This is a genomic window from Paenibacillus sp. FSL H7-0756 (assembly GCF_038006765.1).
Classification (GTDB): Bacteria; Bacillota; Bacilli; order Paenibacillales; family Paenibacillaceae; genus Paenibacillus_AQ.
This window is the reverse complement of sequence record NZ_JBBOVT010000001.1, coordinates 357,233-380,395: the sequence shown is the minus strand read 5'-3', so window position 1 is coordinate 380,395 and position 23,163 is coordinate 357,233. Positions and strand designations below refer to the sequence as shown.

Annotated in this window: 15 protein-coding genes and 1 riboswitch; of the genes, 6 read left to right on the top strand and 9 right to left on the bottom strand. The window is 53.7% G+C overall.

The genetic code is table 11. The annotated features are described in order from the left end of the window. Positions 1 to 146 precede the first annotated feature (146 nt). Together NST04_RS01645 and NST04_RS01640 are read right to left on the bottom strand one after the other, a co-directional pair. On the bottom strand, positions 147 to 2,441 hold the full coding sequence (locus tag NST04_RS01645) for a TPM domain-containing protein (RefSeq protein ID WP_341182901.1): 2,295 nt from the start codon (positions 2,439 to 2,441) through the stop codon (positions 147 to 149). A 260-nt stretch (positions 2,442 to 2,701) separates the two neighbouring features. Then, positions 2,702 to 2,845: a hypothetical protein gene (locus tag NST04_RS01640; protein WP_171720322.1), complete on the bottom strand. Its 144-nt coding sequence runs from the start codon at positions 2,843 to 2,845 to the stop codon at positions 2,702 to 2,704. 298 nt (positions 2,846 to 3,143) lie between these two features. On the opposite strand from NST04_RS01640, the gene NST04_RS01635 reads away from it, so the two are divergent. Continuing rightward, positions 3,144 to 6,284, top strand: coding sequence for an EAL domain-containing protein (locus NST04_RS01635; protein WP_341182900.1), 3,141 nt, complete (start codon positions 3,144 to 3,146; stop codon positions 6,282 to 6,284). 98 nt (positions 6,285 to 6,382) lie between these two features. Here the strand turns inward: NST04_RS01635 and NST04_RS01630 are convergent, their stop codons facing one another. Continuing rightward, positions 6,383 to 7,408, bottom strand: coding sequence for a GGDEF domain-containing protein (locus NST04_RS01630; RefSeq protein WP_341182899.1), 1,026 nt, complete (start codon positions 7,406 to 7,408; stop codon positions 6,383 to 6,385). 295 nt (positions 7,409 to 7,703) lie between these two features. After that, positions 7,704 to 7,803, top strand: a riboswitch (purine riboswitch). 138 nt (positions 7,804 to 7,941) lie between these two features. Between NST04_RS01630 and NST04_RS01625 the strand changes: the two genes are divergently transcribed. Together NST04_RS01625 and NST04_RS01620 are read left to right on the top strand one after the other, a co-directional pair. After that, complete coding sequence (locus NST04_RS01625; protein ID WP_036695613.1) at positions 7,942 to 9,405, top strand: NAD(P)/FAD-dependent oxidoreductase; 1,464 nt, start codon at positions 7,942 to 7,944, stop codon at positions 9,403 to 9,405. Positions 9,406 to 9,732: 327 nt separating this feature from the next. Continuing rightward, the gene (locus NST04_RS01620) at positions 9,733 to 11,250 is read left to right on the top strand and encodes a methyl-accepting chemotaxis protein (protein ID WP_341182898.1); all 1,518 of its coding nucleotides are present in this window, start codon (positions 9,733 to 9,735) and stop codon (positions 11,248 to 11,250) included. A 226-nt stretch (positions 11,251 to 11,476) separates the two neighbouring features. On the opposite strand, the gene NST04_RS01615 is transcribed toward NST04_RS01620, so the two are convergent. Together NST04_RS01615 and NST04_RS01610 are read right to left on the bottom strand one after the other, a co-directional pair. Next, entirely contained in the window at positions 11,477 to 11,725 is a 249-nt protein-coding gene (locus NST04_RS01615) for a hypothetical protein (RefSeq protein WP_341182897.1), read from the bottom strand. Positions 11,726 to 11,945: 220 nt separating this feature from the next. After that, positions 11,946 to 12,407: a hypothetical protein gene (locus tag NST04_RS01610; protein ID WP_341182896.1), complete on the bottom strand. Its 462-nt coding sequence runs from the start codon at positions 12,405 to 12,407 to the stop codon at positions 11,946 to 11,948. A 490-nt stretch (positions 12,408 to 12,897) separates the two neighbouring features. Between NST04_RS01610 and NST04_RS01605 the strand changes: the two genes are divergently transcribed. The 3 genes from NST04_RS01605 (at position 12,898) to NST04_RS01595 (ending at position 16,621) form a co-directional block, all read left to right on the top strand. Continuing rightward, positions 12,898 to 14,502 carry a LytS/YhcK type 5TM receptor domain-containing protein gene (locus tag NST04_RS01605; protein ID WP_445667901.1) on the top strand — a complete coding sequence of 535 codons (1,605 nt, stop codon included), beginning with the start codon at positions 12,898 to 12,900 and terminating at the stop codon, positions 14,500 to 14,502. After that, on the top strand, positions 14,499 to 15,230 hold the full coding sequence (locus NST04_RS01600; protein ID WP_341182894.1) for a LytR/AlgR family response regulator transcription factor: 732 nt from the start codon (positions 14,499 to 14,501) through the stop codon (positions 15,228 to 15,230). The genes NST04_RS01605 and NST04_RS01600 overlap by 4 nt, the downstream gene beginning before the upstream one ends. Positions 15,231 to 15,364: 134 nt before the next feature. Next, positions 15,365 to 16,621 (top strand): L-lactate MFS transporter, encoded by a 1,257-nt coding sequence (locus NST04_RS01595; protein ID WP_445667900.1) that lies wholly within the window; start codon positions 15,365 to 15,367, stop codon positions 16,619 to 16,621. Positions 16,622 to 17,176: 555 nt separating this feature from the next. On the opposite strand, the gene NST04_RS01590 is transcribed toward NST04_RS01595, so the two are convergent. From NST04_RS01590 to NST04_RS01575, 4 genes are all read right to left on the bottom strand, one after another. After that, on the bottom strand, positions 17,177 to 18,109 hold the full coding sequence (locus NST04_RS01590) for an IS3 family transposase (RefSeq protein WP_341182892.1): 933 nt from the start codon (positions 18,107 to 18,109) through the stop codon (positions 17,177 to 17,179). A gap of 5 nt (positions 18,110 to 18,114) precedes the next feature. Next, positions 18,115 to 18,429 (bottom strand): helix-turn-helix domain-containing protein, encoded by a 315-nt coding sequence (locus NST04_RS01585; RefSeq protein ID WP_340750738.1) that lies wholly within the window; start codon positions 18,427 to 18,429, stop codon positions 18,115 to 18,117. Positions 18,430 to 18,650: 221 nt separating this feature from the next. Next, positions 18,651 to 19,964 (bottom strand): 2-oxoglutarate dehydrogenase complex dihydrolipoyllysine-residue succinyltransferase, encoded by a 1,314-nt coding sequence (gene odhB / locus NST04_RS01580; protein ID WP_341182891.1) that lies wholly within the window; start codon positions 19,962 to 19,964, stop codon positions 18,651 to 18,653. Positions 19,965 to 20,023: 59 nt separating this feature from the next. Beyond that, entirely contained in the window at positions 20,024 to 22,891 is a 2,868-nt protein-coding gene (locus NST04_RS01575; protein WP_341182890.1) for a 2-oxoglutarate dehydrogenase E1 component, read from the bottom strand. Positions 22,892 to 23,163 lie beyond the last annotated feature (272 nt).

Below are 23,163 nucleotides of genomic sequence, written 5' to 3'. Positions count from 1 at the left end.
TGGAGCGAGGATGCGCGGGACGGTTGAAGTTCGAATACAGCAAAAATCAGGGACACGAATGCTCCTGATTTCGCTTAATGCCGCAGAATAAGTTGTTACATCACCAACCTGTTAGGGTGAGTATGAGCTGTGGCGGCAAGCGGCTGCTACCACTTAGAGCCGCCGGAGCTCCGGCCGGATTTGCCGCCGCCAAATGAAGAGCCGCCGGAGGAACGTCCGCCGCCACCGCCGCCGCCCCAAGAAGAGCCGCCGGAGGAGCGTCCGCCGCCGCCGAATCCTCCGCCCGGCGGGCCGGAATTGCGTCTGCGGGCTTGCTCCCGGCGCTGCTGCTCCCGCAGCATGGCCATTCTGGCTGCGCGTTCGGCTTCTTCCTTCTGGCGGACCAGCCGGTTCGCTTCTTCTACGAAGGAAGCGATTTGCGAAGCATAGGAGCGTCCTGTCTCCTCCAATTGATCCAGATCGTAGGGACCTGAGGCCAGACGCTGCTCCAGCTCGGTATACTCTGGCAGCAGGGACAGCTGGAAGCGGTTCTGCGAGGCAATTCCTCTGCTGTGCAGCAGATTGTAGGCGGCATCCACCCGGCTCTGCCCTTCCGTGAACAGTCTGTTCAAGCTGTCCAGGCGCTCCTCCAGAGAGTCTAGACTGCTGTTAATGCTATTCATGCTGTTTGCCGTCTCATCCTGCAAGGCAAGCAGCCGGTCCAGCCCGCTGCGGGCATTGTCATACTCTCCGCGTGCATCGCTGGTCCAGGTCTCAAGCTGCGGCACTTCCGCCGCGCCTTGCCGCAGTGCCCCGCCAGCCTCCTCCAGCAGCTTCTCCAGAGCGTCCAGGTGCTGCCGCGCGAACCTGTTCTTCGCCCCGGCAAGCCGGCTCTGCAATTCGTTCCGCCGCTGGCTTAGTGTTGCCCATGTGCTGCGTACAGTCTCCAGATCCCTGAGGTTACTCTGCCGGATCATAGCCTGGCGTTCCGTCATAGCCACGGCTTCAGTCAGAAGGGCATCCATATCAGCGCCAATCCGGCGCACTTCGTCCATATCTCCGCTGTGCAGCGGCGCTTCCATGGAACTTGCGGCAGCCGAAGCCTGCTCCAGGCTGTCGTAAGGCTTAACCTTCATATTGTGCAGGGAGTTCTGGTCAATCAGCCCGGCAATCCGGCTGCGGGCAGCCGCCAGGACACCGGGGAAGCCCTTCAGCTTATCGTCAAAGGCCCCCGCATCCTGCACATCCTGTTCAATTTGCTTTTGCAGCTTCTGAGCTTGTTCTGTGATCTCCTGCGCGGCGATCGGGTCGAACAGCTCGAGCTGATCTGCCTTGGCTGTCTCTTCGGCCAGCTCCTGAAGATCTTGGGCAATCTCCTCCAGCGTATAGCCGGTCTCCCGGACCGCTTGCTGCCGCTGTTCCTCGAGCTCAGGGGCAGCCTGCTTCAGCTCGGTAATCTGCTGCTTGACGTTCCGGTCGGCATCGCTGATGACCGCGACCTTCTTCTCCTCTTCCTCCAGGGAGGCGCGGAATTCCCCCTCTGTCTGCTGAAGCTGCTCTGCCGCTGCCTTGAGTGCAGACAAGCGGTAGAACGGCGGCATTGGTGCTTGCCCGGCGGCCTGCAATGCAGAGATTTCAACCAGCCGGGAGGTCAATCGCTTCGAGATGCCTTCGACCATCTCCCCGGTCTTGCCCTGCACAATCCCCTGGAAAGGCTGAAGGGATTCCAGAGCGTGGTTCGCCCGTACCAGCAGGTCGGCGAGCTGCTCACGCTGTACGGATAGTTCCTTGCGGCGGCGCAGTCCGGTAATTAGCACATACAGCAGCAGTATCAGCAGCGCGGCCAAGACAAGGCCGCCTGCGACTGGCAGGAGAGGGAATCCGCTACCGCTGCTGTTAGCGCCTGAGGCAGCTCCTGCCGTCCCTGCGGCAGCACCTGATGTACCGCTGCCGGTACTGCCGCTCTGTCCGCTGCTGCCAATGGCTTGCATCTGCTGAATCACAGAACGTATGCCTTCAGGGATATCTCCGTTTCTGGCATAAGGATTGAAATATTTCTCCAGCAGCTTGTTAATTGCTGCGCTGCCCGCAGCTCCGCCCTGTTGTCTGGACCAGGCATCGAGCGCATCCTGCAGCCCGGGGTTAATGAAGGTGATCTCGGTCAGATGATCTTCGTAAGCAATCAGGAGCAGGATGTCCCGGGACTTCAGCCCCCAGGTATCATATACATCCGCAGCATAACTGGAAATGTCGCTCTCGGCCAGCGAATCAACGGTTAAGACATGGAAGGTGTACCGGTCTGTAGTGGCAATCCGGGTGAGGCTCTCTGCTTCTTGGGCAGACAGCAGCAGGGCTTCATCCGTAATTACTCCCTGCTGTGCAGGAACATTCGCAGCATAGACCCCCGGAATCCACAGCAGCGATAATATCAAGACCAAGACGAGGGTGAGGTTTTTTCTCAATCTGACACACTCCGATCTATAGGCTATTGTTCGTTATAGTATGCTAATCATTATACTATATCATTAAACAATCTAAGCTCCGCAGATGCAGGTGCCGCCGAAATGCGGAAGATTGCGTCCACCCGAGTGCCCACGTTAATCCGTATTCCAATTCAAAAGCTCCAAATCAAAAGGCGGTTCCCACCAGCCATTGCATGGCTTTTGGAACCGCCTCTTCTGTAAGAAGTAAGCTATATTCATCTATTTCTGTATGAAATGGACTATCGGGTCTGCAGGCACAGGATATACTGCAACCGGGACTTGATTTCTTTCTGCCATTTCATATCTCCGACTTTCACAGCAAGATTGAGCAGGTCCAGGTAATCGTCAACCTGCAGGGCGGTCCGGGTAGTGGCTGCGTTCATGGGTGTTCAGTCTCCTTTTAGCTCAAATATAGAAAATAATGAATGTTACACATCCAATAATGATAATCATTATCAACCATTACTGTTATTATCCACATTTTAACCGCAAAAAGCAATACAAATCTAAAGTTTTTGATTAAATCTAAGATGATGCACTAAAGATTCAAGGTTATAAACCCGCAGGATGTGCACAAATTATCGGAAATGAGAAAAAAGGAGCAGGAACCCTACCATATTTTGTCGAATAAGCTTGTATACATAGTTAGGCCGATCTTACTTGGGATAAAGGAGAATTGCGATGAAGCGGTGTAAATTGTTGCTTCTAATTAGCATTGTGCTCATGCTTGCACACCCCGCTGCCGCTTATGCCGAAAGACAGGAAATTAAGTATCAGGCAGAACTGGAGTATCCGCCTTATAAGTACATACAGAATGGTTATCTGACGGGCTTCGATATTGATCTGACAAGCATGGTCTTTGAGAAGAATGAGTATCTCGTCCACTACAGCACCGGGAATTGGGAGCAGACGTACCGGAGGCTGACTGAGGGCGGGATTGATACCACCGGGCTGATGGCTGTCAGCGAGGAGAGGAAGCAGGACATTCTTTTCTCAAAGCCCGTGCTAAAAAGCTATATTTCCGTCTATTCGCGTCAAGGACTCCAGGGTGAGGTGACGCTGGGTACACTCCGTAAGTACAAGATCGGTGTTGGTAAAGGACAATATGCAGAGTCTGTCCTGCAGAATGAGGCGGGTATCCCGCCATCAGAATACATAGAATATGCAACCGTACCGGAAGCGCTAGACGCTCTGCGTCAGGGTGAGATCGACCTGCTGTTCGAGAATCAGGGGGTTGTCGATTATCTGATTGTAGAACAGGGCTTAACCGGTAATATTATCCGCAGAATGAGCAATTTATATCCGCAGGATGTGGCCTACGGCATCACCAAATCCAAGCCGGAGCTGGTGTCCTACGTCAATGCAAGGCTAGAGCGTCTGGTAAGCTCCGGTGCCTTCGAAGAGCTGTACCAGCAGTATTTCTTCGTGCATTCCGACCATTATAATGAAAAGATGCGTAACCGGATTTTTACCGTGTTCTCCATTGGAACCATTCTGCTGGTGTTCGGTGCCGTCCTGCTCCGGATGTATATCCGGCGGCTGCGCCGTACGATTCACTCTGAACAGGAATTCTTCAAGGATGTGATCGAGAATACCGGGGTGATTGTGTGGGCTGTTCACGGGGACAAACGGAGCGTGCGCTTCAATAAATATGCCGAGCTGATGACCGGGCTGAAGGAGAAGGAGGTGCTTGGTGTAAGCATAGATGAGCTGACCGGCCTGGAAGCTGGAGCAGCTGTGCTTAGGGATCTCCTTGCCAAAGCGGCAGCTCAGGATTATGTGACCAATGTCGAGCTGAGACTGCCCGACCATTCTCCGGGTGCGCATTATTTCTCCGTACGCACGGCCCTCATTAAGGGGATGGACGAACAGGCGGAGAATATCTTCGTGCTGGTCGGCATCGATATTGATGAACGCAAGCAGAATGAGCTTAAGCTGCAGCTTAGCTATGAGGAGCTGGAATCCACTTATGAGGAGCTGGCGGCCACAGAGGTGGAGCTGCAGGATCAGTTCAATAAGCTGGGGGTCAGCGAACGGCGGTTCCGCCTGGCCTCGGAAGGCTCGGGTGCTTACATGTGGGAGCTGGACTGGGACAGCGGCTTCTACAAGCTCTCGGACCGGTGGTACGAGGTGATGGGATATACCGAGGCAGAGATCAACTCCTTTGAGGGAGGCGTCCTCAGCATTATTCACCCGGATGACCAGGAATCCGCGCGCAAGGCCAGACAGGAGCATCTTACCGGACTGGCCCCGATCTATGAAACCGAATACCGGATGAGAACGGGACAAGGCGAGTACATCTGGTTCGAGGTGCGGGGTAAGGCGATTGTTGATCCGAAGGATCAGATTGTCCTGTTCCTCGGCTCCCTGATCGACATCAGTAAGCGCAAGCAGGCTGAATTCAAGCTGAATAACAGCTACCAGGAGCTGGAGGCTACCTATGAGCAGCTTACAGCGACCCAGCAGGAGATTGTAGGGCAATATGATATGCTGCTGGAGAATCAGAAGAATATGCACCGCCTGGCGTATATGGATTCGCTCAGCAATCTTCCGAACCGGCTCAGTCTGCTGGAGACGATGGAGAGTTATTTCCGCCGGACGGGCGGCAGTGCGGCGCTGCTTTTTGTAGATATGGATAATTTCAAATACATCAATGACACGCTTGGACACAAGTCCGGCGATATTCTGATCCGCAAGGCCAGTGAGCGTCTCCAGTCTGTTGTGCGCAGGGCGGATATGCTGTCGCGGCTGGGCGGAGATGAATTTGTGATTTTCCTCAAGGATATTGAGAGCCGGGTGGATGTGCTTAATCTGGCTGAGGATATTATGCGTGCGTTCCGCAAGTCTTTTCTTATCGGTGAGAGCAATCTGTATGTGTCCTCCAGTATCGGGATCTCCTTCTACCCGGAAGACGGCGAGACGACGGAAGAGATTCTGAAGAACGCCGATGTAGCGATGTACCGGGCTAAGGAAGAGGGGAAAAGCACCTACGTCGTATATGATAAATCGATGCATACCGCCTTCAATGACCGGATGAATATTGAGAAGCATCTGCGCAGTGCGATGAATAATAACGAATTCGAGCTGCATTATCAGCCGCAGGTACAGATGGAGACCGGGCTAATCTCAGGCTTCGAGGCTCTGATCCGCTGGAACAGTCCGGTCCTCGGCTTCGTCTCCCCGCTCACCTTCATTAAGATCGCCGAGGATTCCCGGCTGATTATCTATATCGGCGAATGGGTGCTGCGGGAAGCCTGCAAGTTCATGAACAGCATCCATCAGCGGACCGGCATTCCCTACAAAATATCGGTGAATATCTCCATTATTCAGCTTCTGCAGGATGATTTCGTAGAGATTGTGCTGGACAGTCTGGAGGAGAGCGGCCTTGCGGCATCCAGTCTGGAGCTGGAGATTACAGAGTCCGTCTTCATGGAGTCGTTCGGGAGTACGGTCAGCAAGCTGGAGTTCCTGAAGTCCCGGGGGATACGGATTGCCCTGGATGATTTCGGAACGGGGTATTCCTCCCTTAGCTATCTGCAGCAGCTGCCGATCTCTACCCTTAAGATGGATAAAATCTTCATCGATTCCCTGGCCGATAAGGCCTTTAGCGAATCTTTTGTGCAGACGATTATTATTCTGGGCCATAAGATGGGCCTGGATGTAGTAGCCGAGGGCGTTGAGGATGCCAGCCAATGGGCTTTCCTCCAGGAGGCACACTGCGATAAGGTGCAGGGATATCTGATCAGCCGGCCGGTGCCGCAGCGCCAGGTGATGGAGTTGCTCGTTCCGCAGCGAAGGTATGGAGCGGACGAGCTGGAATAGAGCAGAGAATGGGCTTAGATGACAAGCGGGTCCCCAGCATAGGCAGCTATGCACGGGGGACCCGCTTTTTTGAAATATAGAATATATATGTGACCTTACTACAGAGTGATGATTTTGTTCTTGCCGGTCTTCTTGGCCTCGTACAGGGCGTCGTCCGCCTGCTGAAAGATAGAGCTTTTGGAATCCCCGCCGTTATATTCATGCATTCCGATGCTCACGGTAACCGATTCATTGTCCATTTCGCTGATTGGAAGGCTCGCAATTCCTGCGAGGATATTCTCCATAATGCGGCTCGAATCCTCCAGCGTCTTGGATGTCAGAATAATCACGAATTCTTCCCCGCCGTACCGGGCTGCGAAATCATCCGAGTCGATATGCTGGAGCATGACAGCGGCGACCTGCCGGAGAACGATGTCTCCGACCCAGTGTCCGTACTGGTCATTGACCTTTTTGAAATTGTCGATATCAATAACAGCCAGCTGCATCGGAAAAGGATTGCTCTCTTGATGGTCAATCAGCCAGCCCAGATATTCATGAAAGGTCTTATGGTTGTACAGGTCGGTCAGCGGGTCAATCTTGGACAGACGGTCCATAATGATGTTCTGAATGCGCAGCTCCTGCTCTGACTTCACTGAACTCTCAAGCGAGCGCATCAGCTCCTTGCCCCGCGCAATCACGGCGAAGCCGGTCAGAGAGACAGCCGCGAAGATCAGGGTAATGATGATGTTCTGGATGCGCAGAGTGAAATCGTAAATAGATGTGTTCAGGAACAGGATGATAATGTAGAACAGACAGATCACTGAAGAGGCCTTAAGGTAGTTCTCTTTGAGATAGACCATAGATACCAGCAGCGGAAACAGCATAATCAGCGGCTTCACATGGTAGTCCGAACTCAGATTCAGAATGATCAGGATGCCGTACAGATGGCTTGTAAGAAGGATTAAGAATTCGGATAACACCGGCTTATATCTATGAATACTCTCCAGAATGACCAGCAGGATGAACAGGATAGAATCCGGTATCAGGATATGCATGATGAGATGCTGCTTGCCGGAGAACTCGGGCTGGTGGCTCCACATCGATAAGGTTACATAGAACTGGCTGGCGAGATATACAAATAGCACCAACCAGAACGTGTTGAGGAGGGCGCGGTTCCAGTACATTTGGCGAGGAGTTGGCGGTGGGATTTGCATAAGATGTTCCTCTTTTCCAGTGGCAATGTACTTATATATTCGACAATGTTCACGTTTCTCCTTCTAGGTCTTATGTCTGGGAATAGGTCTGTAATAACGTTCGTGTTTGTAAGGAGTTTGTGAGGTTATCAATATGTGTGATTCCGGGTATTGCTATAAACACGAACTATTAATGCTATTCGTCATTGACACATTCGGATTTATTCGGTAAAATTCCAATTGGCCCGTAATAACGGGTAAAGCTGTTCGTATATCCTCAATGATAAGGTTTGAGGGTTTCTACAGGGGACCGTAAATTCCTGGCTACGAATAGGGTGCATTTTGCATACCTATGAAGAGGCCGGGATTTTTTTGTGTGCTGTTGGGTGCTGCTTGGATAAGTGGACGAATATACCGCAGAGACGCTTCGCAGCCCCTGTCAACTGCAGGCCGAAGCCGTTTCACCTGGGAGGAACAGAGAAGATATGAGTAAATATGATGTGATTGTTGTTGGAGCCGGTCCGGCTGGAATATTCGCCTGTTATGAATTAACGCTGAAGGCCCCTGAGCTGAAGGTGCTGCTGGTGGACAAGGGACATGATATCTACCGCCGCAACTGCCCGATTCTGGAGGAGAAAATCAAGCTCTGTCCGCCCGCCTCCGGCCGCAAGGAATTCGCCGGTTGTCTGCCGGCCTGCTCCATTACTGCGGGCTTCGGCGGTGCTGGGGCGTACAGTGACGGCAAATTCAACATTACGACCGAATTCGGCGGCTGGATGACGGATTATCTGCCTCCTTCCAAGGTGATGGAGCTGATTGAATATGTAGATGGAATCAACCTGGAGCACGGGGCAACCCCGGTCATTACCGATCCGACCACGGAGAGCATTCGCGGTATTGAGCAGCGGGGATATGCCGCCGGGTTGAAGCTGTTGCGGGCGCAGGTCCGCCACCTCGGAACCGAGCAGAACCTGGAGATTCTGAAATCGATCTATGAATATCTGCGGACACGCATTGATATGTTATACAAGACAGAAGTAGAAGATATCGTTACCGTCAAAGAGAACGGAACGCACCGCATTACAGGCATTACACTGAAGAATGGGGAGAGTCATGAAGCGGGTCTGGTGATGATTGCTCCGGGACGGGACGGCTCGGCCTGGCTGACAGAGGTACTGAAGAAACGCAGGCTCAAAATGTACAATAACCAGGTCGATGTCGGGGTGCGTGTAGAGACCTCGGATGTGGTGATGAGGGAGATCAATGAGCATCTGTACGAGGGCAAATTCATCTTCAATACCTCCGTGGGTACACGCGTCCGCACCTTCTGCAGCAATCCCTCGGGGCATGTGGTGGTAGAGAATCACAGCGGGGCGATGGCTGCAAACGGGCACTCCTATAAGGACCCTGCATTAGGCTCGAAGAATACCAACTTTGCGCTGCTAGTCTCCCATACCTTCACTGAGCCGTTCGATAAGCCGAACGAATATGCCCGGGAGATCTGCAAGCGGGCGAATGATCTGTCCGGCGGCGGGGTCATCGTGCAGAAATACGGGGATATCCTGCGGGGCCGCCGGTCTACAGAGACCCGGATCAAGGAAGGGTTCCTGGAGCCGACGCTGAAGGAAGCGGTGCCCGGCGATCTGGGTCTGGTGCTGCCGTACATCACAATGAAGAGTCTGATCGAAATGGTGGAAGCCCTGGAAAAGGTAACTCCTGGTATCGCCTCCGAGCATACGCTGTTCTATGGCGTGGAAGCGAAATTCTATTCTGCCCGTCCGAAGCTGACGGATGAGTTCGAGACCGAAATCTCCGGCCTCTACTGCGGCGGCGACGGGGCAGGCATTACCCGCGGACTGGCCCAGGCCGGAGCAGCTGGCGTCTGGATTGCCCGCGGCATGATGGCGAAGAATGCCCAAGAGGTTAGCGTACAACCGGCAGGAGTATAATCCTGGGCGGGAAGACGCCGGAAGGACAGCCGTACCCTCAGATGCTGGGGGCGGCTGTTTTTTAAGTATGCTTAAAACCCAATGGCAATTGGCTGGTAGAGCGGAGCACGGACCGAATGTATGTGGAAAACAGCATACATTGTGCTCGCAGGCAGGCACACGGACCAAAGGTATGTGCGGCCGGAAGTCCATAACTTCTCTGGAGTCGCGGCAAACCCCTAACAGAAAAAATATAAGTCCAATCTATAGAGTAGTGGTTTCCTTAATTTAACTCTGCTGATATAATGTTAGAATACATAACATGATAGAGTGGAGTGAACGTGCAGAATGGGAATTCGCCGGAGCAAGGCCGCTATCGTTATTATTTTGCTGCTGGGTGTGGGGATGTATGGGTTATGGATAGAGATGTACTGGGTACATAAGGTTGTCTATCTGCTGCTGATGGCAGCACTTGCCGGGCTTGCGCTGGATATCCGCCGGGGCGGAGTGGCCGGAGCCGGGCAACTGGCAGAAGCCCGGAGCAAGGTGGAGCTGCTGGGCAATGAAATTGTCGTCACCACGGACCGGCTGCATGGTGCTCTGGAGGAGATTACCCGTCATACCGAAGGACTTCAGCAGACAGCGGACTATTCACATGCCTATGAGGTGGAGCTGCAGACCCGGAGCAATGAGGCGAAGGCCAATATTGAGGGTGCTTTTGCCAGAATGGGCGGAGTTGCAGCGGTTACCGGACAGATTGGAGAGCTGACTGGGCGGCTGAGTGCGGCGATGCAGGCAGCACGTACAGGGATGGCGGGGATGGTGGATTCCCTGAAGAATACTGATGAGGTCATGGAGGAATTGCAGGAGCAGAGCGGAGACATGCTGAGCAAATTCACCATGTTAAGCGGACATATTGCGCTGGTGGAGGAGATGAACGCCCTGATCGTAGGCATCGGCAATGAGACCTCGCTGCTGGCGCTGAATGCCTCGATTGAAGCTGCGCGGGCCGGAGAAGCGGGCCGGGGGTTCGCTGTGGTCGCAGGCCGGATCAGGCAGCTGGCCGATCAGAGCCGGGATTCCGTGGAGCGCTCTACGGCGGTGCTGCTGGATCTCAATCATGGAGTACGGCAGGTGCTGGAGTCAGTCACGAAGGAGCAGACAGCGGTTGCGCATGGCGTGAATGAAGTGGCGAAGGTGAAGCAGCGCCTGGGGGATATCTCGGCCCGGGTGGAGGAAGTTGGGATCATCGTTACGGAGTCAGCGGCTGCGGCCGAGCGGCAGAGCAGGCTGATCGAAGAGGTGACCGGCGAGCTGAGCGGTGCAGTGGGGATTGTTAATGAGACCATTGCAGGCGTAGACCTGACCCTGGAGCAGGTAACCCGACAGCGGACTCAGATCGGGCAACTTAATGGGATTAGCGCAAGTCTACTGCTGGAATCTCAGACCCTGCAGCAGTCGGTGAACGGCATTGCCGGACGCGAAGTCATTGAGCTGGGCCAATATTCGGCGCGGCTTGAGGAAATGCAGGCGGTGCTGCAGGAGATAGCAGCCAAGCAGGAGATGTGTGCAGCGGATGCGGACATCCATGGCAGAGTGCTCACGGCCTGCAAGCATAAGGTGCCGGATGTGCAGGCCATCTGGTCCAATCGGACAGATGGCACATTCATCTACTCCGAGCCTGCGGCCGGGCTGCTGAATGCGAAACGCCGTGACTGGTGGAACGGAGCGATGGCGGAAGGGCAGTACGTCTCGCAGCCGTATGTCTCGGCCATTACGAAGCGTTCCTGCATCACGCTCTCCAGAGCAATTACGAACAGCGACGGGGAAATTGTGGGTGTGGTGGGGATTGATCTGGCAGTCTAGAGCAGTGAATAGTGGGCGCAAACGGCGCAGGCGCAGTAAGGGAAGATAGCACGGTGAGAAAACTCAGCCTATCGCGGCAGCTCTGAATGAATTACAACATCATAGACTGCCGCTATGATGTTGAACTAACGTTCCCTGTTAGTTCAATAAACAGTTCATCAAAATTATCACTTCACTCGTTCGGAAATATTTTTACTTATTTCTTCAGGATTTTCAACACCGATGATCAATGAAGAGTATCATGCTCATTTTCAAAAAAGTGTAGTTGATAACCACCGTTTGATCTAAATAACCCGTTTCGCATTCCTCCTAATAAAGCACCATATAGTTTAAAAGCATTTGGTATCGGTCTACCAGTTGTTATTCCTGTGATTGAAGAGTATGGAATTTGCAACCCTTTATCTAATTTTAAAAAGGGAGAGTTTCCAAAGTCGATATTTACGTAGGTTTCCATTAGTTGAATTTTACGTTCCATATTTTGATTCCCCCATTTTCAATTAATCCATTTATTTCATAACTCATAATTACATATAATACCACGAACACCTCTTTTCTTCATAAAGGTCTTAACTACTCTTTAGTTGAATGGCGACGGATTCTAAAGCTGATCCGTCGCCATATCTAGTTTCCTTCTAGAGAGAGGTTTTAGTCTGACTGCTGTATTAAACTAGCGTTTCCCGTTAGCTTCACCAATTTTAGTTTTGAACAAATTCAGCAGATACAATGGTTTTGTTCCAATCCACATGTATTGTGTATGAGCCAGGCTCCAATTTCGAAAACGTCTTTATATCTGTATAGTCCTGACCGGGTTCCAAATCCAGGTAGTCTTTTATTGGAACCCCACCTTCGTCAACTATTTTATTGTCTTTTAACAACTTATATCTTGCTCCGCCAATAACAGTCACTTTTTTTTCACTTTGATTTTTGTAAGTATAAGTTATTTTAGTATCGGTACCTAAGTTTTCTACCTTAACGGAACCGACTAAATCAGATTGATTTGTATTATTGTTTGAATCTGATGGTTTATTTGTAGAGGTATTGGTGGCTGATGGTTCTGTGTGTAATGGTTCTGAATCAATATTTGAATTTGTACAGCCAGCAAAAATCATGCACACAACTAAAACTAACATTATGATGAAGCTATTCACTTTCGTCATTAAGGTCACCTCGTTATAATCAGACGAACACTTTCTTGAATAGGTTGCTAATATCCAAGGAATAGTCAACATTAATCTAAACTGCCCGCCCGAAGAAAAGGTGCACCAGTTCTTTTGAGGGGCTGTTATAGCCCCTATAGATTACTTTCGTTTGGTACGGCCAATTAAGCCGCCGACTATCCAAAAGATCAAAATGCCAACAAAGGCAAATACAATCCAAAAAGCTATACGCACAAGCTATCACTCCTTTAAAGAAACCATACGATAATAGTTAATTTTCCGCAATAGAAGGGCTTTTATACCCAGGGAACAGACGTGCCTGGTTTGAAAATCCAATAGGAATATCTCAACCATTAGAGGCGGCTGCGCGGATTGCTATAACCATTATCCCATCTTATAATGGACCGATAGCTTGTCCTATGGAGGCGTGAGTGTGCAATATAATTTGAGTATTCTGCTGCAATTATTTGAGCGGGCAGCGTTGCTGCTGATGTGTCTGTTCGTGCTGAGCCGGGTGCCGCGGTTCAAGGAGATTTTTGCCAAAGGGGTTCATGCCCCTCAGGAGCTGGCGATTGTCACGGTCATCTTCAGCCTGTTCGCCATCTTCGGAACCTACAGCGGGATTAATGTGGAAGGGTCTCTGGTCAATGTGCGGATTATCGCCATCATCGCTGGCGGAATCCTGTTCGGCCCTTGGGTCGGGCTGATTACCGGGATCCTCTCGGGCGTACACCGCTTCCTGATCGATATCGGCGGGGTTACCTCGCTCCCATGTCTGATTACCAGCATTACAGCGGGTGTGGTATCCGGGATCATCTACCGGCGCACTTCGCCTGAACGGCGCTGGATCGCTGCCATTGCTGCCGGAATGGCCTGCGAGGCATTGACGATGCTGCTGATTCTGGTGATGGCTGATCCCCATTCGCTGGGGGTGGATATCGTGTCCAAGATTGCTTTTCCGATGATAATGGGGCAGATCTGTGCCGGGCTGATCGTTACGCTTGTGCAGAGTGTAGAAGGGGAGAAAGAACGGATTGCCGCGAAGCAGTCCAAGCTGGCGCTGGATATTGCCAATAAGACGCTTCCGTATTTCCGCAGTATTAATCCCGAATCGCTGCGTACCATCTGCGGAATCATCCAGAAGGATATCGGGGCGGATGCGGTGGCCATTACCGATACCAGAGTCATTCTGGCCTACGTGGGTGTCGGGGAAGAATATTATGCCGAAGCTAATGAGATTATCAGTGAGGAGACGAAGCAGACCCTGAGCAGCGGGGAGATTACCATCCGTGACGACGATACCGAGTACATGAACCGGGACATCCGATCGCTGATCATTATTCCGCTGAAAGAGAAGGGGGAGGTGACGGGATCACTCAAGATCTACTATACCCACGCGCATAAAATCACCTATTCCCTCCAGGCTATGGCTGTTGGGCTATCCCAGATCATCTCCACACTGATGGAGGTGTCACGGGTTGAGGGGATCAAGGAGATGGCTAACAAGGCCGAGCTGAAGGCACTGCAGACCAGCATCAACCCCCATTTTCTGTTCAATGCACTGAATGCGATTATCTCCTCGATCCGGATCGACCCGGACAAGGCGCGTGAGCTGATCGTCAATCTGTCGGGGTATATGCGGTATAATCTGGAGCTGACCGATGAGTCCATAGATATCCGGCGTGAGCTGCAGCAGGTACAGCATTATGTGGAGATTGAGAAGGCCCGCTTCGGCAGCCGCCTGAGCGTACTGTACGATATAGATGAGGTGGCGGTACGCATTCCGAGTCTGGTCATTCAGCCGCTGGTGGAGAATGCGATTATCCACGGGATTTTGAAGGGGAAAGGGAACGGAACTGTAGAGATCTCGGTCAAGGACCACGGAGACAGCGTAAGGGTGCGAATTGCCGATACCGGAGCGGGGATCAGTGAAGAGACGATTGCGAAGGTCTATAGCGGAAGCATGGAAGGCAACAAAATCGGCCTCAACAACGTACACCAGCGCATCAAGCTGATCTATGGCACGGGTCTGACCATCCGGCGGCTGGCTAAGGGGACGGAAATCTATTTTGATGTGATAAAGGAGCAGCGATGAGAGCGATCATTGTCGAGGATGAAGTGCTGGCAAGACAGGAGCTTACGTATCTGATTCAGACCCACAGCCGGATCAGGATTGCGGCGGAATTCGAGGACGGACTGGATGCGCTGAAGTACCTGCAGACGGATACGGTGGATGTGATTTTCCTGGATATCAATATCCCTTCGATTGACGGGGTGCTGCTGGCCCATAATATCAGCCGGTTCGCGGTCAAGCCGTATATTGTGTTCATTACAGCCTATAAGGAGCATGCCGCCGAGGCGTTCGAGATTGAAGCGTTCGACTATATTCTGAAGCCTTACAGCGAGACGCGGATCAGAGCGATGCTGCAGAAGCTGGAGGGTGCCATCGCGGCCGGGAGCCGCCAGGGGGAAGAGGGACCGGTGAAGCTGGGCAGCGATAAGGTCAATCTGTGGAAAAATGAAAAGATTATCGTCATCGATGCAGACGAGATCTATTATGCTTCGGCGCAGGAGAAAACAACGAGTGTGATAACCAAAGGGGAGGAATACAGCATGGCCCTAAGTATCAGTGAATTCCATACCCGTCTGCCGCAGGAGCAGTTCTTCCGCTGCCACCGCTCCTATCTGGTCAATCTGTCCAAAATCAAGGAAATCATCCCCTGGTTCAACAATACCTATCTGCTCCGGCTGCGTGATTTGAACGCCGAGGTGCCAGTCAGCCGCAGTAAGGTGAAGGAATTCAGGCAGATTATGCGTCTCTAACGGCAGTTCATTCCCCGTAAGTGTCATCTCATTCCGGATTTCTCTCAGGAGGAGCTCCTTTCGCTACAATGAAGAGGCCAAGTAAGCCTTGAAGCGACTTCAGCGACTTCAGAGAGAAAGAGGGAATTCTGATGATAACGGATACAGCCAGTAAACGGTGGCTCATCGTACTAGGTACAGTAATTATGCAAATGGGACTCGGTACCATCTACACCTGGAGCCTGTTCAATGCACATCTTGTCAGTACATTTGGTTTTGAGCTTAGCTCAGTTTCGATAACGTTTTCTATTACCAGCTTTGCCTTGGCCTTCGCCACACTGTTCGCAGGCAAGCTGCAGGACCGGTTCGGTCTCCGCAGACTGACCGCAGCTTCCGGTATCCTGCTGGGGCTTGGGCTGATTCTAAGCTCGCAGGCCAGTTCCCTGCCGATGTTCTACCTGCTGGCTGGCGTAGTAGTCGGGTATGCGGACGGAACGGCGTATATTACTTCGCTGTCCAATCTGATGAAGTGGTTCCCGAAGAATAAGGGGCTGATCTCCGGGGTGTCCGTGGGTGCTTACGGAACGGGCAGTCTGATCTTCAAATATATCAACGGCGGCCTGATTGAATCGGCGGGGGTGTCGAATGCTTTTCTATACTGGGGCCTTATAGTCATGATGATGATCCTCATCGGCTCGCTGCTGATCCGGGAGGCTCCGGTGGCTGCGCCTGCTGTAGCTGCTGCGGGAAACCGGACATCGTCCGCTTCCGGGGCGGCTCTGCTGCCCAAGGATTATACTGTGAAAGAAATGCTCCGCACGAAGGAAGCATACCTGCTGTTCGTAATCTTCTTCACCGCCTGCATGAGCGGCCTCTACCTGATCGGTATCGTGAAGGATATCGGTGTGCAGCTGGCGGGTATGGATGTGGCGACGGCAGCGAATGCTGTGGCGATGATCGCTATTTTCAATACGGCCGGACGCCTGATTCTCGGCGCATTATCCGACCGGGTAAGCCGGACCAAGCTGATTAGTATCACGCTGGCGGTAACGGCTGTGGCGATGTTTACCCTCAGCTATGCCGCGCTGAGCTATGGCCTGTACTTCGCCTGTGTGGCGGCCATCGCCTTCTGCTTCGGCGGCAACATTACCGTCTTCCCGGCGATTGTCAGTGACTTCTTCGGCCTGAGGAATCACAGCAAGAACTACGGCATTATCTATCAGGGCTTCGGGATCGGCGCGCTGTCCGGTTCGTTCATCGCCGCCTTCCTCGGCGGGTTCAAGCCCACTTTTAACATCATCGGTCTGCTGTGCATTGTGGCTTGCATCCTGGCGGTTTCGCTGAAGCCTCCGGTAGCCAGAGCAGCCTCAGCCAAGGGGATGAGCCTGAAGCCTTCACGGCATACGGCTTAACCATATATCGGCTTACGTCGGCTTAGAGTAGTATAGACAGATAAGAGTACCATAGAAAAATTAGAGTACCATAGACAAACAAGAGTACTACAGACAAAGAGAATAGTTCGGAGAAGAAGAGATGTCCTCCGCCCGCGTGAGCGGGTGGGGGGATGTCTTTTTTTGTGGATGGGGGGGATGTGGGAAAGAGAATAGGATGTGTTGGAGGTGAGTGATGGGGATGTGAAAAAGCGAATAGGGTGGAGTGGCGTGGGGTGAGTGTGGTAGGTGGATGCGAAATACTGAATGGGGTGTGTTGGAATGAGGGGGGCGGAAGTGTCGAGTAATATTGGTATTGTTCGGTAATGTTGTAGTTATTACAACTTAGGTCCGCGCATCTCTGGTTATTTCGTGAGATTGTTGCAGAGAATGCAGGAATTAGCGTGCTTAATCGCTTGGATGAGAGGGAATCTTGCATTTCGTACAACAATTGATAAGTTTGAACCCTTTTATCGGTGCGACCCCCTTATCCCGGAGTCCTCCGTATCAAATCGGTACTTGTCGTAGAAATGCTCTTTATTTCGCTTTTTCTCTCGGCCAGAAGAAGCGGGAGCGGTCTTCTTGGGTCAGGACCCACTCCGCAAACGTAGCTGGCGGCATGTTCCGAAGGCTCGTATGCATTCTGCGGTTGTTGTAAAAGTCCATGTACCGGTCCACCGCTTCATAGGCCTCTTCGAACGTGTCGAATGCCTCTTTGCGGAACAAATCCCGGTCAATATTACTGTGGAACGATTCAATAAAAGCGTTTAAATCCGGCGTTCGAGGCGGAATGCGTTCATGGGTCATTTCCCAGCTTTCACACATGTCGCCAAACAGGTGGCTGACGAACTGTGGGCCGTTGTCGGTGCGGATCACCGGGCGTACGCTGCCAGGGGCGCAGTGTTGCTCCATGGCGCGTCCCAGCGTCTGGCAGGCGTGCTTGGCCTCACACGACGATCCGCGGTGGTAGCCGACGATGACACGGGTAAACACATCGATAATGCTCAGGACAAAGAAATGCCGGTCCCGGCCCGCCACGTACCCGTACTTAATGTCCATCTGCCAGAGCTGGCCTGCTCCGGTAATGACCCGGTTCTCCGGCAGCTTCCGGGGATGCTTAAAACGCTTGTGACGCTGCGGCTGCAGGATATCCAGCGCCTGACACAGCCGGTAACTTTTCTTGTGATTGAGCTTTAAACGGTGCTGGTTCCACAAGCACTTGGCCAGCAGTTTGTATCCGTACACGTGCTCTTCTCCAGCGATTAATTCCAGCAGCCATTCCTGGATTTCCTCGTCGCTAATTTTCGCTCCAGACTCGGTCAGAGAGTAGCCGGGTACGGGTCTTCCGCGCCCCTGGAGTACGGCCTGTGCATCCTGTGACTTGCGTTTCTTACGGTCGTAGTACGTGGACTCTGCGAGCCCGATGAGACGTAGTACCAACGCTGCGGAATATCCCTGCTTAATGAACATCTCGGCTACCTCGATTTTTTCGGATAAGCAGGGGTTGGCTTTTTTAGCAGTTCACGCAGAATCTCAATCTCTAACTCCTTTTCACCGAGCATCTTGACCGCCTTCTCATATTTCTGCTCGACCTCTACCAGGCGCTTCAGTTCCTCTACCTGCTCCTGGGGGTACGGATGATCTTGTTCTCCATGGGCTTCCCGGTAATCCCTCACCCACTGATTCACCGTGGACGGAGTCACCCCATACTTTCGGGCAACCACCGCCGCCTTAATGCCAGATAACACCTCTTGCGCTGCCTTCTCTCTTGTTCCTGTTAAGTGTCCCATACCGTTCATCCTCCTCCTATCTCTAGTCTACATTTTTGTGGGGGAGGACTCCAACTTCATTAGGGGGCTGTGGAGTTATAAGGGGAATGTTGTATTCTGTGCAGTAGTTTCACTAATTAAAAACAGAAAACAGGCATCCGGCAGGGCGGGTAAGCTCTGCGGATGCCTGTTTGCCTATGAATATGTGTATAGGAAGGAGGGGAAGGCTGCGAGCGGAAGGGTTAGCCTTCCAGCAGCAGGGATTCCGGGTCCTCCAGCAATTCCTTGACTCTGACCAGGAAGCTGACCGCTTCTGATCCATCCACGATCCGGTGATCGTAGGACAATGCGATGTACATCATCGGACGGTTGACCGTGCGCTCCTCATCCAGCGCGATGGGGCGCAACTGAATCTTGTGCATGCCGAGAATGCCGACCTGCGGGGTGTTGAGGATCGGTGTGGACAGCAGGGAGCCGAACACTCCGCCGTTCGTGATCGTGAAGGTTCCGCCCTGGAGCTCCGGCAGACTGAGCGTATTGGCGCGCGCCTTGGAGGCCAGCTCGCCGATCCGCCGCTCGATCTCTGGGAAGCTAAGCCGGTCGGCATCGCGGACGACCGGTACAACCAGGCCTTCCTTGGCAGCTACGGCAATACCGATGTCATAATATTTCTTCAGCAGGAGATCTTCCCCGTCGATCTCGGCATTCAGCATCGGGTAAGCCTTGAGCGCGCCGATGACGGCCTTGGTGAAGAAGGACATGAAGCCGAGTCCGACCTCGTGCTTCTCCTTGAAGGCATCCTTGCGGCGCTTGCGGATGTCGAGAATGGCGGTCATGTCCACCTCGTTGAAGGTGGTCAGCATCGCAGCCGTCTGCTGCGCTTCGACCAGGCGGCTGGCAATCGTCAGCCGCCGCCGCGACATGCGCTTGCGCTCGGTGGCTTTGCCGTCCTCGGCGTGCGGCGCCTTGCCCGCAGCCGGCGGCGCGGGCTTCGCCGGCTCCGGCCGTGCAGCCGCCGCCGGAGCCGCCGGCGCAGCGGCCTGCGGCCCGGCTGCGCCATGACCATCTACATCGGCCTGACCGATCCGGCCGATAGGGTCGCGGGCACTGACCTCGCCGAGGTCGATGCCCCGCTCCCGTGCCAGCTTGCGCGCCCCCGGCGAAGCCAGGGCCGCAGTGCCTGCCGCCGCACCTTCGGCGGCGGCTGGAGCCGTTACCGCAGCGGCCGGTTCAGCCGCTGCGGCACTTGCGGCAGCAGCAGGCGCGCTGCCGCCCTGCGGTGCGCTGTCTGCTGCCGGCTTGCTGGCAGCACCAGCCCCGGCGGCGCTGCCGATGATGCCGATGGCTTCGCCAACGGCAACGTTCTCGCCCGCCTGGCGCAGGATGGAGGAGATGACGCCGTCCTCCTCCGCACTGATCTCGAGATTGACCTTGTCAGTCTCAAGCTCGGCAAGCACATCCCCCTGGCCGACAGTGTCGCCCTCTTTAACCAGCCATTTGTAGATCGTTCCTTCGGAAATCGATTCGCCCAAATCGGGTACTTTTATCTCGGACACAGGCCGTACCTCCCCAAATATAGTGGTGTGCGTGATATTGGATGACCGCCTTGCTGTGCTCAGGAAGACGGTACAGGTGCTTGCACTGCTGCATTCAATTTCAGGGCTTCCCGGACAATGCGCCGCTGCTCGAAGCTGTGGACATCGGCGTAGCCGCTGGCTGGGCTGGAACGGTCCGGACGGCCGATGTACTGGACAGTGACCTTCTGCGGTGCGATGGCGCGCAGCCGGGATTCGGCATACGTCCACCCGCCCATATTCTTCGGTTCTTCCTGCACCCAGACGATCTCCTCCAGCGAACTGAAGCCGCTAAGGTGGGCGCCAAGCTCGCGTTCCGGGAACGGATAGAGCTGTTCCATGCGCAAAATGTGCAGCCAGGAGAAGTCCTGTCCGCGCGTTGCTTCCAGCTCCGTCTGCAGGTCGATGGCCACCTTGCCGCTGCATACCACGAGGCGCTTTACGGCTTCCGGCTTACTGCCGAGCAGCGGCTCGGGAAGAACCGGCTGGAAGGTGCCCGAAGCGAGGTCCGCTCCGGCTGAGGTGCTGCGCGTGTTACGGATCAGGCTCTTCGGCGCCATGATGACCAGCGGCCGGGCATCCGGTTGTCCGCAGAGCGCGGCCTGACGGCGGAGCAGATGGAAATATTGCGCAGCGCTGGTCAGGTTGGCTACAGTCCAGTTCTCCTCGGCGGAGAGCTGCAGGAACCGTTCCATTCTGGCGCTGGAGTGCTCCGGTCCTTGACCTTCATAGCCGTGAGGCAACAGGATTGTCAGATTGCTGCGCTGCGTCCACTTGGCGCGGCCGGCAGAAATGAACTGGTCGATAATGACCTGAGCCGCATTGGCGAAGTCGCCGTATTGAGCCTCCCAGATAACGAAGGTCTCCGGTGCGAACACATTATAACCATATTCGAAGCCGAGGACAGAGGCCTCGGACAGCGGACTGTTGTAGACGCCGAATGAAGCGCCGGCATCACTCAGCTGATGCAGCGGAGAATAGAGTTCACCGTTCTCGCTGTCATGCAGCACCAGATGACGGTGGGCGAAGGTACCGCGCTGTGAATCCTGCCCGCTGAGGCGGATCGGCGTGCCATCCTTCAGGATGGTGGCGAAGGCAAGCGTCTCTGCCAGAGCCCAGTCCACCCGCTCGCCGTCATTCAGTGCATCCTTGCGGCGCTGCAGAATCCGTTCCAGCTTCGGATAGACCTTGAAGCCGGCCGGTACGCGCAGCAGCTCGCGGTTAATCTCCTGCAGCCCGGCCAGCGGGAAGGCAGTCGGACGCTGCTGGGGACTGTCGTTATCCAGCGCGACGGCGGTTTTGGACTCCGCATTCTTCTGTTTGCCTTCCTTCATCTGGTCAAAGGCCTGCTGAAGGACGCTCTCCGCCTCCGCAATCATGTTCTTGACATCATCCGCTGTGATTACCTTCTCACGCTCCAGGCGTTCAGCATAAGCGCGGTACACAGTAGGGTGGTTCCGCACTTTGCCGTACACAATCGGCTGGGTTGTCTCGGGATCATCCATTTCATTATGCCCGTGGCGGCGGTAGCCGATCAGATCAATCAGGAAGTCCTTCTTGAACATATGGCGGTAAGCACTGGCCAGACGGACTGCGGCAATACAGGCTTCCGGGTCATCGGCATTGACATGCACGATTGGAATTTCATACCCTTTGGCCAGGTCGCTGGCATAATGGGTGGAGCGGGAATCCTCGCTCTCTGTGGTGAAGCCGATCCGGTTATTGACGATAATATGCACAGTACCGCCATTCTGATAACCCTGCAATTTGCCGATATTAAGCGTCTCTGCGACAATGCCCTCTCCAGGGAAGGCGGCATCGCCGTGCATCAGCACAGCCATAGCCTTGCTTGTGTTCAGCTTAGGCAGTCCCGGAGCGTTGCGCTCTTCCTGTGCGGCGCGGGTGAAGCCCTCGACGACAGGATTGACGAATTCAAGATGGCTCGGGTTATTGGCCAGCGTGATCCGGGTGCGAACGGTCTCACCTTCGCGGACGGCACGGTCAGCCCCGAGATGGTACTTCACATCACCGCTCCAGCCGTAGGTCACGCCCATGGAGCCTTCCGAAGGGAACAGCTCCTTGTTCGGCGAGTGATGGAATTCCGAGAAAATAATATCATAAGGCTTGCCCAGAATATGAGCCAGCACATTAAGTCTTCCGCGGTGGGCCATGCCCATCAGGATATGCTCTGCGCCGTCATGCGCGGCGGCCCGCACAATCTCATCCAGCATCGGCACGAGGGCATCATTGCCCTCCAGGCTGAAGCGCTTTTGGCCGACAAAGGTCTTGTGCAGGAAGGTCTCGAAGTGCTCCACCTGAACCAGCCGCTTCAGCAGGTCTTTGCGCTCTGTATTATTCAGCGGGGCAGGGGAGGTCATCGATTCCGCCTGGCTGTTGAGCCAGCGCAGCTCGCGTTCATCATGTACATGCCCGAATTCGTAGGCAATGGTCTGGGTATAGGCCTGGCGCATTCTGTGGACGGCATCCATCGCGGTATGCACATCCGCAGGGGCATTATCCCAGATCAGCGAAGCAGGCAGAGCATTAAGATCCTCGCGGGTAAGCTCGTAGGTCTCCAGCTCCAGCCATTTGGCCATCGGGTTCGTGCTGCGCTCCAGCGGGTCAATGTCTGCGGCCATATGGCCGTATATCCGAATATTGGCGATCAGCTTCGAGGCCTTAACAGCCTTCTTGAGCCACTGCGCATCTGCTGATACGGCAGGGCTCGGAGCCCTCTCGGCATCGGGTGCCAGCGGAGGGGGGCCGGATACGGTGAAGAGATCACGGTAATGTTGTTCAACAGAAGAGGGGTCCTTGACAAATTGCTCATATCTTTCTTGGATGTAGCCCAGGTTGGGGCCGTAATATTTGCTCCATACTGTGTCGTTATAGGGCTCTTTGACTGCCATGAATAGGTCCTCCTAACGGATAAACTCCACGCGAGGCATCCAGTGTGCCACTTGGCGGAGCTGCAAATGTTTGCGGTTTCATTCTCACCTTATTGTGCTACTTTCCGGCGGGGTAATCAATTCATACTTTCGGTCAATCCGTTCGCAATTTGGCATGATTCATTACAGTATTCATACGGAACTATCATAAATAAGCAAAATTCCCCTCCGCTTCTTTTGCTTTTGTTAATTCTTAAGTGCTATCTAACTATAAATTCCTATCACAGTCCGTC